This is a genomic window from Sphingomonas sp. HDW15A (assembly GCF_011301715.1).
Taxonomy (GTDB): domain Bacteria; phylum Pseudomonadota; class Alphaproteobacteria; order Sphingomonadales; family Sphingomonadaceae; genus Sphingomicrobium.
Genome location: NZ_CP049870.1, coordinates 1441726 through 1454425 on the forward strand (window position 1 = coordinate 1441726; position 12700 = coordinate 1454425).

At 64.0% G+C, this 12700-nt stretch carries 13 protein-coding genes; 7 read left to right on the top strand and 6 right to left on the bottom strand.

Annotated features, from left to right (window positions below; translation table 11 throughout):
• Positions 1-82: 82 nt before the first annotated feature.
• Positions 83-673: an SDR family NAD(P)-dependent oxidoreductase gene (locus tag G7076_RS07495; protein WP_240913742.1), complete on the bottom strand. Its 591-nt coding sequence runs from the start codon at positions 671-673 to the stop codon at positions 83-85.
• A gap of 49 nt (positions 674-722) precedes the next feature.
• Between G7076_RS07495 and G7076_RS07500 the strand changes: the two genes are divergently transcribed.
• Genes G7076_RS07500 through G7076_RS07515 form a run of 4 tightly spaced genes read left to right on the top strand, consistent with a single transcriptional unit; the run spans position 723 to position 3872 of the window.
• Positions 723-1286 carry a DUF1285 domain-containing protein gene (locus tag G7076_RS07500; RefSeq protein ID WP_166201716.1) on the top strand — a complete coding sequence of 188 codons (564 nt, stop codon included), beginning with the start codon at positions 723-725 and terminating at the stop codon, positions 1284-1286.
• A complete protein-coding gene (locus tag G7076_RS07505; protein WP_166201718.1) occupies positions 1283-1861 on the top strand; it encodes a CoA pyrophosphatase in 579 nt (192 codons plus the stop codon). The genes G7076_RS07500 and G7076_RS07505 overlap by 4 nt, the downstream gene beginning before the upstream one ends.
• Positions 1858-3042: a CCA tRNA nucleotidyltransferase gene (locus G7076_RS07510; RefSeq protein ID WP_166201720.1), complete on the top strand. Its 1185-nt coding sequence runs from the start codon at positions 1858-1860 to the stop codon at positions 3040-3042. The genes G7076_RS07505 and G7076_RS07510 overlap by 4 nt, the downstream gene beginning before the upstream one ends.
• Positions 3043-3044: 2 nt before the next feature.
• Positions 3045-3872, top strand: coding sequence for an ion transporter (locus G7076_RS07515; protein ID WP_166201722.1), 828 nt, complete (start codon positions 3045-3047; stop codon positions 3870-3872).
• A 4-nt stretch (positions 3873-3876) separates the two neighbouring features.
• Here G7076_RS07515 and G7076_RS07520 read toward each other — a convergent pair whose 3' ends face one another.
• Entirely contained in the window at positions 3877-4149 is a 273-nt protein-coding gene (locus G7076_RS07520) for a PilZ domain-containing protein (RefSeq protein WP_166201724.1), read from the bottom strand.
• Positions 4150-4282: 133 nt separating this feature from the next.
• Between G7076_RS07520 and G7076_RS07525 the strand changes: the two genes are divergently transcribed.
• Positions 4283-6259 (top strand): TIR domain-containing protein, encoded by a 1977-nt coding sequence (locus G7076_RS07525; protein WP_166201726.1) that lies wholly within the window; start codon positions 4283-4285, stop codon positions 6257-6259.
• On the opposite strand, the gene G7076_RS07530 is transcribed toward G7076_RS07525, so the two are convergent.
• The 3 genes from G7076_RS07530 to G7076_RS07540 form a co-directional block, all read right to left on the bottom strand.
• Positions 6256-7953 carry a bifunctional diguanylate cyclase/phosphodiesterase gene (locus tag G7076_RS07530; RefSeq protein ID WP_240913743.1) on the bottom strand — a complete coding sequence of 566 codons (1698 nt, stop codon included), beginning with the start codon at positions 7951-7953 and terminating at the stop codon, positions 6256-6258. The two genes, G7076_RS07525 and G7076_RS07530, sit on opposite strands and share 4 nt — an antisense overlap.
• 193 nt (positions 7954-8146) lie before the next feature.
• Entirely contained in the window at positions 8147-10402 is a 2256-nt protein-coding gene (parC, locus tag G7076_RS07535; RefSeq protein WP_166201729.1) for a DNA topoisomerase IV subunit A, read from the bottom strand.
• Between the two features lie 288 nt (positions 10403-10690).
• Entirely contained in the window at positions 10691-11596 is a 906-nt protein-coding gene (locus tag G7076_RS07540) for a LysR substrate-binding domain-containing protein (RefSeq protein ID WP_166201730.1), read from the bottom strand.
• Positions 11597-11742: 146 nt separating this feature from the next.
• Here G7076_RS07540 and G7076_RS07545 point away from each other — a divergent pair, with 146 nt between their 5' ends.
• Both G7076_RS07545 and G7076_RS07550 read left to right on the top strand, forming a co-directional pair.
• Positions 11743-11928 (top strand): hypothetical protein, encoded by a 186-nt coding sequence (locus G7076_RS07545; RefSeq protein ID WP_166201732.1) that lies wholly within the window; start codon positions 11743-11745, stop codon positions 11926-11928.
• A 32-nt stretch (positions 11929-11960) separates the two neighbouring features.
• Positions 11961-12116, top strand: coding sequence for a hypothetical protein (locus tag G7076_RS07550; protein WP_166201734.1), 156 nt, complete (start codon positions 11961-11963; stop codon positions 12114-12116).
• A gap of 75 nt (positions 12117-12191) precedes the next feature.
• On the opposite strand, the gene G7076_RS07555 is transcribed toward G7076_RS07550, so the two are convergent.
• The gene (locus tag G7076_RS07555) at positions 12192-12650 is read right to left on the bottom strand and encodes a hypothetical protein (RefSeq protein ID WP_166201735.1); all 459 of its coding nucleotides are present in this window, start codon (positions 12648-12650) and stop codon (positions 12192-12194) included.
• Positions 12651-12700: the final 50 nt, after the last annotated feature.

The following is a 12700-nucleotide window of genomic DNA, read 5'->3' on the forward strand; positions in this document are numbered from 1 at the left end:
CCGCCGTCGATTGTGAGGATTTGGCCGGTCACTGCCGGCGCTCCAATGAAGTAGCGCAGCGCGGCGACCACGTCACCCGGCTCTACCCCCGCCCCAGTGGGTTGTGCCGATGCATGGCGCGGAAATTTTCCTCGCTCTGGCCGGGAGAGCGCAGCATCAGCGCGGGCGCGATCCCATTCACTCGCACCCCGCGGTCTGCATAAGCCTGCGCCGCAAGCTCGGTGAACCCAGCAAGCGCCATCTTAGACAAGGTGTAGCTGAGATAATCGGGGTTGGGCGCGGCCAGCTTCGAATCGAGGAGGTTTACGACGAGGCGGTCGCCCTCTCCGCCACATTCGACGAACGCTTCGGTGAGAAGTACTGGCGCCTGAACATTCGAAGCCATGTGCGCTTCGAACTCCTCGGGGGAAAAGTTTGCGGCACTGTCCTCCGCGAAGCGCGCTGCGTTGTTGACCAGCAGTATCGGTGGCGGAAGACCCCCCAGCGCCGCGAATATTCCCTTCGCGCAGTCAGGCTCGGAAAGCTCGGCGACGGCCCTGATCGCTCCCTCTGGCACTGGATCGGTCTCGCGGCGGACATGCGCGACGACTGTCCAGCCGTCTGCAATCAGCGCCTCGGCGATGGCCCGGCCAATGCGCTTGCCTGCACCGGTGACAATTGCGGTCCGCTTCATGGCAGCGCGGATTGCGCCGCGACGCGGCGGATGACAAGAGCCTCAGGCCATGCCCGAGAGCCGTCCCCCGATCCATGTCGCCGGCCGATCGCTTGCCGAACTGGCCAAGGCGATCGACGGCAAGAGCCTGCCGCCGGTCGACCGTTGGAACCCAACACATTGCGGGAAGAGCGAAATGCGCATCGCTTCGGACGGCACCTGGTATCACATGGGCTCGCCGATCGGCCGGCCGGAAATGGTCCGCCTTTTCTCTACCGTGCTTCGGCGGGAGCCCGACGGAAGCCACGTCCTCGTAACGCCTGTCGAGAAACTGTCGATCGAGGTCGAGGTCACGGCCTTTCGCGCCATCGCCATGACCAGCGAAGGTGAAGGGGTAAGGCGCCGGATCGCGTTTGAGCTGGACAGCGGCGATGCCGTCATCCTCGGACCGGACCATCCGCTCATCGTGGTGGAGGCCGAGCATGGCCCTAGCCCGCGCATAGCGGTGCGGCACGGGCTCGAAGCCTTGGTCGTTCGCCCGGTTTATTACGAGCTTGCCGCGCTTGCTCTTGCGGAAGCGCATGACCCGCCGGGTGTTTGGAGCGCGGGCACGTTCTTCGCGCTCGACTCATGAAAATTCTCGATCGACTTGTCGAAGGGCTTGGACGGCCTGCGCCGCACAACCTTCAGTCCGAAGACCTTGAAGGTCAGCCCGACCCCCGGCACGAGGCGGCGGTTCTGGTTGCGGTCACCAAACGCCCGGATCCCGGCCTGATCCTGACCGTTCGACGCGAGCATCTGCGCGCTCATGCCGGCCAAATTGCCTTTCCCGGCGGACGGCTCGATCCTGGAGAGGATCACGTCGCCGCCGCTCTTCGCGAGGCCGAGGAGGAAATCGCGCTGAGTCCCTCCGAAGTACGAGTGATAGGCCGCGCCGATCCCTATCGGACGATAACCGGATATCTCGTCGTTCCGATCGTTGGCCTCATCTCGCCCGACCTGGACCTCGCACCGCACGAGGATGAAGTTGCCGACCTGTTCGAAGCCCCCTTGTCCTTCCTGCTCGATACCGCCAACCACCGCCGGATGAGCGCCGAATTTCAGGGTAAGACGCGCCAATATTGGCAAATCGATTGGCAGGATCGCCGAATTTGGGGCGCGACGGCGGCAATGATCGTCAACCTCGCACGCAGGCTGGAGATCGCGTGAAGCTCGACGCACAAGCCTGGCGCAAGCGCCGCGGGATCGCGCGGATCCTGACAGCCCTCGATTCCGCATCGGGTCACGTCCGTTACGTCGGCGGCGCCGTCCGGGACGACCTGCTGGGCCTGCCGATTTCCGATATCGACCTCGCGACGAGCTTCCATCCCGACGATGTAGTCCGCCGCCTAGAGAAGGCGCGGATCAAGGCTGTTCCGACCGGGATTGCCCATGGCACCATTACCGCCGTTGCCGACGGCCAGCCGGTCGAAATCACCACCCTTCGAAGCGATGTGTCAACCGACGGGCGCCGGGCGACCGTCGCTTTTTCGGATGACTGGCCGGCTGATGCCGCCCGCCGGGACTTTACGATCAACGCCCTCTATGCCGATCCCGAGACAGGCGAGATCAGCGACTATTTCGGCGGGCTGGACGACCTCGAAGCCCGGCGCGTCCGCTTTATCGGCGATCCGCTCACCCGCATTGCCGAAGACCACCTTCGAATCCTGCGCTTCTTTCGTTTTCATGCCCGCTTCGGGTTCGGCGAGCCGGATTCGGAGGGACTCGCCGCCTGCACGGCCAGGGCCAATGACCTGATGGCCTTGTCGCGCGAGCGGATCGCCGACGAACTCATCAAGATTCTGGGGATCGAGGATCCGACCCCCACCGTAGCGTTGATGATCGAACGCGGAATCCTGAAGCCCGTCATTCCGGAGATCGTGAGTGCTGCGTCGCTGGCGAAACTCGTGGCTTCCGAGAAAGATTCAGGCATCGAACCAGACGCCCTTCGAAGGCTTGCGGCGCTTCTGCCGCGCGATCCGGTCATCGCGGCAGATGTCGCCGCGCGGCTCAAGCTGTCGAACAAGGCCCGCAAACGCCTCGCGGCCGCGGCTGCGGGGGAGCTCGGGGAAAATCCCCGGTCACTGGCTTACTGGATCGGTCAGGAATCCGCGATCGATCGCCTTCTTCTCGCCGCTCGAAGCGAGGAAGCACACGGCCTCGCTGCCTGGACCGTTCCGCGGCTTCCCATATCCGGCGGGCAGTTGATCAAGCGCGGCGTCACGGAAGGCCCACTGGTTGCGCGAACGCTGAAAGCGATCGAGCGGGCTTGGGTGACCGAGGGCTTCCCCGATGGCGAAAAGTGGGAGAGTATCGTCTCGGAGCAGGTGGGGTCGGCCAAAGGGGGCTGAACATGGCGTTGGCGTTGCGGCGGCGTGTCTACGAAGAGCTTGAGCCCGGGGCGCGCGGCGAGTTCGGCCTGAGCCTGGTCAACAAGACCCTCGTCCTGTTCATCATCGTCGCATCCGCACTCGCGATACTCGAGACGGAAGAAACGATCGCGGGGGGCTATCCCGAATTCTTTCGCGGCGCGGAGCTGCTTTTCGGTTTCATCTTTTCGATAGAATACCTTCTTCGACTATGGGTGGCCCCAGAAAATCCGCAATGGGCGAAACATCGCTATTCGCGGCTGCGCTACGCGTTCAGCGCTCCGGCGATCATCGATTTCCTGGCGATCGTGCCGACCCTTGCTTCCTTGGGACCCGGCGGTGGGAGCTTGCTTCTCCGCTTCTTCCGGATTCTGCGTATTCTCCGCCTCGCCAAGCTCGGACGGATGAGTCACGCGCTCCATGACCTGGGCCGTGCCGTCCACGAACGCCGCCACGAGCTGATCCTAACGGTCGGCATCGCCGGTTTCGTACTGCTGGTCGCAAGCACGTTGATGTATTGGGCGGAAGCCGACGCCCAGCCGGAAAAGTTTGGCTCCATCCCGCGCTCGATGTGGTGGTGCATCATCACGCTCACCACGGTTGGTTACGGCGACGCCTATCCGGTCACCGTCCTGGGCAAGATGCTGTCCGGCCTCGTCGCCATCGCTGGAATAGGTCTCATCGCCATGCCGACCGGAATTCTCGCCGCAGCATTTAGCGACGTCGTTCAACGCCGGCGCGAGGCGGCTGCGAAACTTGCTGCGGAACAGGCGGCCGCGCAAACGGGCAGGGACCGGTTGCCCGGGGCTTGAACGATCAGATTTCGACCGGGTCGGAAGGTCCGCTGAACTCCAGTCCAGCTTCGTTGCCCAAGGCCCAGCGAACCTGCGCGGGATAGTCGGCGATTCGCCCCACCCGGAGCCTGACATGCTCACCGATAATCGGCATTGCGTCGGAGATGATCCGGCAACCGCCAGCGGACAAATCGGCGACCACTACGGTCGTCGCCCGCCCCTCGCTGTCGATTAGGACGCCCGGCGCGTTTGTATCGATCCTTGTCGCTCGCTTGATGGGACGTGGCTCGTGCATAACCATGTTCGTAAACTAAGTTATCGTTTCCTCCAACCGATCCTGCCGCCATCCGCGATGAAAGCCATATCGGACGCGTTGCGCCTTTCACGAAAGTTGTTAGCCTGCTTAACCTCGAACGGGGGCCTTGCCTGTGGCGGATGTGTTCCTGAGTTATGCAAGCGCGGACCGCGAGATTGCCGAGCGGCTGGCGCGCGCCATCCAGCAGAGCGGGCTCAGCGTCTGGTGGGATCGTCATATCAAGGGCGGCGCGGAATTCTCGCGAGACATCGAACGACAGCTTGAAGGTGCGCGGCACGTTCTGGTGCTGTGGTCGAAGGAAGCAGTGAATTCTCGCTGGGTCCGGGACGAAGCGAGCGTCGCCGCCGATACGAACCGAATCGTCGCGGCCACGATCGATGGCACCCCTGCTCCGCTCGGTTTTCGCCAATTCCAGACGATCGATCTCAGGGCATGGAGTACGCGTAGCCCGCGGCTTCCGGCGGATCTGCTCGACGCTCTCGAAGTTGAATCGGAACCTGCCAGTAAAGGACCTCCCGCTAATGGTCGGCAAATCCCGCGCCTTCTTGTCATCGGAGGTATTCTGGCGGCAGTCGCCGGCGGGGTTCTGATCGTTCGCCCCGAACCCGTCGACCAATTCCTTTCGGGTAAACCGAAGACCGAGACCCTGGCACTTGCGGTCCTCCCTTTCACGACCGAGGGCGGCCCCGAAATCCGTTATCTCGGGACGGGCCTTTCCAGCGCTCTCGCCGACAGCCTCGCGCCCTTGTCCGGCCTCAAAATTACGGCGAGCACGTCCAGCCAGTCGGTCGCCACCCAAGGCCTTGCTGCGCCGGACATCGCGAAGCGGCTCGGGATCACGCACCTCGTCGAAGGCCGCGTCCAAAAGCTCGGCGACCGTTTTTCGATTACTGCGCGACTTGTTGCCGCCGAAACTTCCGAACAACTGTGGACCCGGACCGTGGAAGGCGCCGCGAGCGAACTCCAAGGACTGAAAAGTCAGATCACTCGGGAACTGGCCGGCGCGATCCGCGCCCGCCTGGGCGCTGGCGAGGGAGAAATTGCCGAACGCGGCAAAGTCGACCCGAAGGCCTTTGAAGCCTACCTTCGCGCGCTCGAACGGGTCTCAGTGCGCGATGATCGTGCTGCTCGCCTGGAAGCGATCAAACAGTTCCGGCTGGCGGCGTCACTAGAGCCCGATTTTGCCGACGCTCATGCCGGATACGCCTACTTACTTTCCCTGTCGTCCCCGGATCAGGTTGGTCTGTCGTGGAAGGACTTGCGGGCTGAGCAGAGCCGATCGGTCGATCGGGCGCTGGCGCTCGACCCGGAGAATGATCTCGCGTTGGTCGCAAGGGCAATGGCCCTTCAGAATTTCGAGGGAAACGTACACGACGCGCTGTCTATCAACCGCGCGGTTCTAAAACGCTCGCAAAATTTCGGGCCGGCCCATTATTCGATGGCGTCGGGCCTGTGGATGCAGGGCAAGTCACGGGAAGCCGTCAATCATATTGAGCAGGCAATCGACCTCGACCCGTTCGACACGTTGCTGCAGTTCTACAGAACAAAAATTCTGTATTCGCTCGGCGACTACGATGCGGTTCGAATTTCTGCCGAGCAGTGTCGCCAGCGCTGTGCCGGAACAGGGTGGTTCTGGCTCCTTGCGATTGCTGCTTACCGGGACGAGAAAACTTTCCGAAGCGACTTCCCGCTGATCGCCAAGTGGATTCTGGAGGAAGGCGGTACGGCGGAGGATGTCGCCGAAGCCCGCGGGATCGCCAACGCTTACGTCACCGGGGGCGCTTACAGGCCGCGACCGATCGAAGATCGAAAAGCCGAGTTCATCGATGCCGCACTGGATTCCAGGCTCTTCGACTTCGAGACGGGAATGAAGACTGCCAGGTTGGCGCTTGCCACGGCTCAGCCGGACTCAATCCTGGATATCCTTAACGATGGACGCGTCACCTTCAGTTCGGAGCAGCGTGCCGATCCCCAATATCATGCGCTCTTCCGCGATCCGAAGCTGGCGAAAATCGCTGCCGCACGGCGGCGCGAGGGTGTGGCGGCAGGGCTGCCGGTTTTTCCGGTCAAGCCCTACACCGGACGCTAGCTGGGACGCTGGCGGCTTTTAAAGTAAGCCAGCGCCGCTTCCGCGGGCAGCGGCCTGGCGAAATGGAACCCCTGCCCGGATACGCACCCGAGTGCGGCCAGCAGCGTCGCAAGCTCGACGGACTCGATGCCTTCGGCTGTGGTCGACATGCCAAGCGCATCGGCAAGGCTGAGGATGGCGCGGACGATGGCAACGCTGTCCGCATCGCGCATCATGCCGGTGACGAAGCTGCGGTCGATCTTGAGAACGTCGATCGGAAGCCGCTGCAGATAGGCAAGGCTCGAATAGCCGGTACCGAAGTCATCCATCGCCACCGTCGTGTTAAGTGCCTTCAGTGCCTCGAAAACCCTCTGTGCGCGCTGAGGGTCCTGGACAATCGAGCTCTCCGTAAGCTCCAAGGTCAAGCGATCGCCGGTAAGCCCGGACGTCTTGAGGGCGTCCGAAACCATTTCCGCAATGTTGTCGCGTGCGACCTGGATTGCGCTGAGGTTGACGCCGAGATGGATCGGAAGAATCGCGCCTTCCTGTGCGTCCCAATCGGCAAGCGTGCGCGCGGCACGGTTCATTGCCCAGCGCCCGAGATGCAGGATCAGGCCGCTTTCCTCGGCGACAGGAATGAATTCGGTCGGGCTGATCTTTCCGCGGTCGGGGTGCGTCCAGCGAGCAAGCGCCTCGAAACCTGCGACCCTCCCTGAAGCGAGGTTGACGAGCGGCTGGTAGAACAGCTGCAGTTCGTCCTTCTCCAGCGCCCGGCGAAGCTCGGTCTCGATCGAGAAGCGGCGCCGCGCCAGACTTGCTTCCTCGGGTTTGTAGAGTTGCGGGCATCCGAGCGCCTTGGCCTGCTTCACCGCGAACTGGGCGTTGCGAAACAGTTCTTCCGGATCCGGATCCTCATGCATCATCGCCGCGCCGATCGCGCATTCCACCTTGATTTCCAGGTCGGCGAGCTTGAACGGGGCGGCGAGAACTTCCTGGATTCGGGCGGCCGCCTTTAGTGCGTCGTCGATCCCGTGGCGAAGGGTAACGATGACTCCGAACTCGTTTCCGCCGGTGCGGGCCAGCCGGTCTCCAGCGCGAAGCGCCGACACGAGCCGCCGTGCGAAGGTGATGAGCAATTCGTCGCCGAACAAGCTTCCCATCGACTCGTTGATTCGGGAGAAGCGCAGCATGTCCACCACCAGCACGGCGTGTCCCTCGGGACGGATCTTCCCGTCGCGCCCGATCGGTCCCCGCGGCGCAGCGCCCGCTTCCCCGATCATTTCCGTGAAGGCCAATCGGTTGGGCAGGCCGGTCAGGCTGTCGCGGAGCATTTCCGCGCGCAGCGCCGTTTCCGCCTGAATTTCGACGGTCCGGTCGACAAGGCTCAATAGGCAACGCGGACTGCCGTCAGTGTCGGCCTCGAGCGGAGCCAGCTTAAGCGTGAAGTAGCGCTTCGCCAGCCCCTCGCCATCGCTATAGTCGCTCTGGTCCGGACTGCGGGTCGGGTCTTCCAGAAAGGCGCGCACGAAATCGCCGCCACCGCCGCCCGAGTGATGGATGAAAGTCGGCAAGAACTCTTCCGGTGTGCCGTGGCACCCGGCGATTTCAAGGAAGCGGGAATTTAGGGCATGAACCCACAGCTTCCCATCTTTCAGGCCGAAAACGCCCGCAGCGATCGGTAGGGCGCCAAGCAGGCTGACCGTGTCAGACGCCACGTTTGCCGCATGGACCGTGCGTGCAGGCTTCACGCGCGCGGATGCGCACTCCTCGGTCCGTTGTTCGGCAGCCTGCATGAACCCCGTGTTAAACCAGCCGAGTTAACAGGGCGTTTCGTCCTTCTGCTAACCTGGTTTAATGGGCCAGTTTTTGGACGTCAGGCTCGGGAACGAAACGATTGGCGCGTTGGCCTCATTCCGGTCCTTCGCCCGGCGGCACCGGTTCAAACGTGTTGGAGCGCGGGAAGCCGAGCGGTGCCATCCTTCCCGCCGCGCCGCGCGCCGCGCGCCATGCGGAGAGATCGCCCTCCGTCCGAACTCGCTTGCTCTCCCCGCCGAGCGGCCACGAAAGACCGCTGGCGAGAACCAGCGTCGTCACATCAGCGAGGTTTCCGTCGCGGTATCGCTGGAGGGTGACGCCCTGCCCGCGCGCCATTTCCGGAAGCTCTGACAGCGGGAAGACCAGCATCTTGCGATTCTCGCCGACGACCGCGACGCTGTCGTCCGTAGCGCCGATCTCGCGCACCGCCGCGACTTTCGCCCCGGAACGGAGGTTCATCACCTGCTTGCCCTTGCGGGTCTCGGCGATCACCGCCTCGCCACGCGCCACGAAGCCCTTGCCGTCGCTCGAAGCAAGCAGCAGACGAGTATTGGCCTTCACCTTCATTAGCGCGGCGATCCCGACCTCCGCTGGAAGGTCGATCAGCAGCCTGACCGGCTCACCGAAGCCGCGCCCGCCGGGCAGCTTGTCACCCGCCAATGTGTAGGCACGGCCGTCCTCCGCGACGAGCAGCAACTTGTCTGTGGTCTGGGCATGGAACATGGTTTCCAGGGCGTCTCCTTCGCGGAACTTGAGCGCCTCGCCCTCGGAGAAGGCGACATGCCCTTTCATCGCTCTTATCCAGCCGCGCTGGGAGAGAATGACCGTGATCGGTTCCTTCTCGATCATTTGGCTCCAGTCGATCTCGGCTCGCGCAGCCGCCGCTTCGGGCCGCACCAGCGTCTTTCGCTCGTCCGCGAACTTCGCCGCCATGGCCGCCAGGTCCTTCTTCAGGCGGGTCTTCTGTCGGTCGCGGCTAGCGACCAGCTTCTCGAGCTCGTCGCGTTCCTTGACTAGCGCCGCGCGCTCCTTGGTGAGCTCCATTTCCTCCAGCTTGCGCAGGCTGCGCAGCCGCATGTTGAGGATTGCCTCAGCCTGCCGATCGGTCAGCGTGAACTCGGCGATCATCACGGCCTTGGGCTCGTCCTCGGTGCGGATGATTTCGATTACCCGGTCGAGGTTGAGGAACGCCTTGAGGAAGCCCTCGACCAGCTCCAGCCGGTCGTCGATCTTCCCGATCCGGTGAAGGGAGCGGTTGACCAGCACCTCGAACTGGAAGTCGAGCCAGGCGATTAGCGCTTCCTTGAGACTCATCACGCCCGGCGTCCGCTCGCGGTCGAGCACGTTGAGGTTCAGCGGGAATCGAACCTCCAGCTCGCTCAGCCGGTAGAGGCTTTCCTCCATCAGCGCCGGATCGACGGTGCGGGAGCGCGGCTCGAGGACAATGCGAACGTCATCAGCGCTCTCATCGCGCACATCGACCAGAATGGGCAGCTTCTTGTCGGCGATGAGCGTCGCGATCTGCTCGATGAGCTTGCCCTTCTGGACGCCGTAGGGGATTTCAGTGACGAGCAGGTGCCAGCCCCCACCCTTCTCGGTGACTTTCTCGATACGGGCGCGAAGGCGGAAGGAGCCGCGACCGCTGACATAGGCGCGGCCGATCGTCTCCTCTTCGTCGATCAGAACCCCGCCAGTTGGGAAGTCCGGGCCTTTCACGAAGGCGAGCAGCTCCCGGTCTTCCATCTGGCGGTTGTCGATCAGCGCGGCCGCTGCCTCGGCAAGCTCGCCGACATTATGCGGCGGAATGCTGGTCGCCATGCCCACCGCGATCCCGCTCGCGCCGTTGGCGAGCAAGTTGGGGAACATGCCGGGAAACACCTCCGGCTCCTCGTCCTCGCCATTATAAGTGGGGCGGAACTCGACGGTTCCCTCGTCCAGCCCGGCCATCAGCTGGGTCGCGATCGGCGTCAGCCGCGCCTCGGTGTAGCGGTAGGCCGCCGCGCTATCGCCGTCGATGTTGCCGAAATTGCCCTGCCCGTCGACTAGCGGATAGCGGAGCGCGAAATCCTGGGCGAGGCGCACCATCGCGTCATAGACCGACTGGTCGCCGTGCGGATGGAACTTGCCGATGACGTCGCCGACCACGCGCGCCGATTTTTTGTAGGCGCTTGCCGGATCCAGCTTCAGCGCGCGCATCGCCCACAACAAGCGGCGGTGGACCGGCTTCAGCCCGTCGCGGACGTCAGGCAGGCTTCGCGCCGTAATCGTCGATAGCGCATAGACAAGATAGCGGTCGGCGAGCGCGCTTTCGAACGGCTCGTCGATGATGGAAAGGTCGGAAGTGTCCATGACGCTTCGTTAGCGCGCCGCGAGCGCCGCCGTAATCCCCGAGGGCGACGAAACTGTGGATTTGCGACTCCTCTGCTACCCCGTCCCCGTCCCGCGCCCGTAACGGTTCGCCGCAGAATCGGGAGCTTTCCGAGCTTCTGCGGGTTCATCCCCGGCTCGCGGTTCCCCTCCCATACCTCCTGCCGCGGGCTTGTTTCCTCTTCGCGTAAAGCGTTCCCGCGGACGGCCACGCCGTCCTTGTGGCGGGAGCCTCGCCGCAGAAATGCGGCGGGGCGTCCCCGCCCTTGCCTAGGGCACGTGGTCGCCGGGGATCGCTCCGATCAGCCATTCGCGGAAGTGGCGGATCTTCGGCACCTTGCGGCGATGCTCGGGATAGACCAGCCAGTAGCGAAAGCCCGCCGTCGCCGTCAGCGGGAAAATTTGCACCAACCGGCGATCGCGCATGTCGTTCTTCCAGAATTCCGGGGTCAGCAGCACCACCCCCTGCCCGCCCATCGCCGCATGGCCTTCGTCCGCCTGACTGTCGAGGCGAAGCCCGGCGACCGGCCGCCGCCCTTCATGCTTCACCCCCGCCGCGTCGAACCACTTGCCCCACCAAGGGTCGTCGGGGCTGATCATCGGCAGGCTGAGGAGGTCGGCGGGCTCGATCTTGCGCGCCAGCCGCGCTTCCGTCGCCGCCAGGAACGAAGGCGTGCACATCGGCGTGAAGTCGATCCGCATCAGCGGCTCGCACACCAGTCCCTCCCACGGCTGCGCCCCGGCTCGGATCGCGATGTCCGCCTCCCCGCCGTGAAGGTCGGTAATGCTGTTGCCGGTCATCAGCCGAACCGCGATGCCGGGATGCTCGACCTGGAACGCGCCGAGCCGCCACGCCAGCCAGGTGTTGGCAAAGGTGAAGGTCGTCGCCACCGTCAGCAGCGACTCATCCTCCACGCGGTGCGCCGCGAACGCCGCGTCGATGCTGTCCAGCGCCTGGGTCAGCGTCGGCAGAAGCCGCGCGCCGAGCGGGCTCAGCCGCGCCCGTCCCTTTTCGCGCACGAACAAAGGCGCGCCGAGCCGTTCCTCCAATAATCTCACCTGATAGGAGACCGCGGCCTGGGTCATCCCCAGCTCGGCGGCGGCATTCGTGAAGTTTTCGTGACGGCCCGCGGCCTCGAACACGCGGACTGCGGCAAGCGGGGGAAGGCGTCTCATGAATGCAGCTTATAAGGCAGGCTTATCGACCCTGTCGATTGTTTCGTTGGCGGCGCGAAGGGCGGAGACCTATTTGGAGGGCAAGCGACGGCGGCCCTCCCTCCCACGCATAGCCGCCGTCGCCGACCAAGGGGAAGGAACGAGAAATGACCTACGCATTCAACCCGCGCCTGTTCTTAGAGAACGGCCCCACCGTTTCGGCCCAGGCCGTTCACCGTCGCCATGCGATGATCCGCGCAGCGCTTGGCGCGCCGGACAGCCGCCCGGCCGAGGTCCCGGCACCCGCCAACCTCGACATGCCGTTCTGCGGAGTCATCCGCTTCGCGCTTTGAGCTTTAGTGCCGTTTCAAAAAGGGGTAGAAAGATGAGAGACGAAATGTTCCACCGGACCCATGAAGCAGGGCGCGAGGCCCTCCACGACGGCATCGACCGCCTGATCGAGAAGATCATGACCGCCTTCCGCGCGCTTGAGCGCGTGCAGTTCAATGCGCCTTGGCGAAGCAGGAAGCTGGCCAGGTAGCGGATATGTCAACTCAAACGTGAAACGCCGGCCCGAGAGGACCGGCGTTATCTTTTGTCATTGTCAGCTTGGACCTTACCGCTCAAGCGCGCTCGAGACCCGCCCAAGCGGCGCGGCGAGTGCCTGGCGGACCTCGGCCCCGGCGATCGTCGCTGCGATCATTCCCGCCAACGCCGCGAAGACATATTGCATCCGCTGGCCGCGACTGCGGCTGCGCTCAGCTTTCTCCTCTAAAAATCGCGGCAAGCGCCGGCGCTCCTTCGGTACCGGACTTGCGGCGGCTTTGCGGTCCACGGTCGGGGCGCGGTCGTTGGCGATATTGGCGACCGGCAATTCGTCCTGGGCGGCGACCCCGAAGCGGTGGCCCCGGTTCCACACCACCCGCGCGACGATGACGTGTAGTCCGCGGCGAATCTCGACATAGTCGCCGCGCATGGGCGCCGTCGCCGCCTGCAGGCCCGCGCCGCGCTTGCTCAGGTCAACGATGCAGGCGTCATGCCACCCGGCGTCCGTTTTCATCCGGGCTCGGATCAACACCTTCCGCCTTTGCTCTCTGGGTCGCATGGACTGGGCGGTAGCGGCGC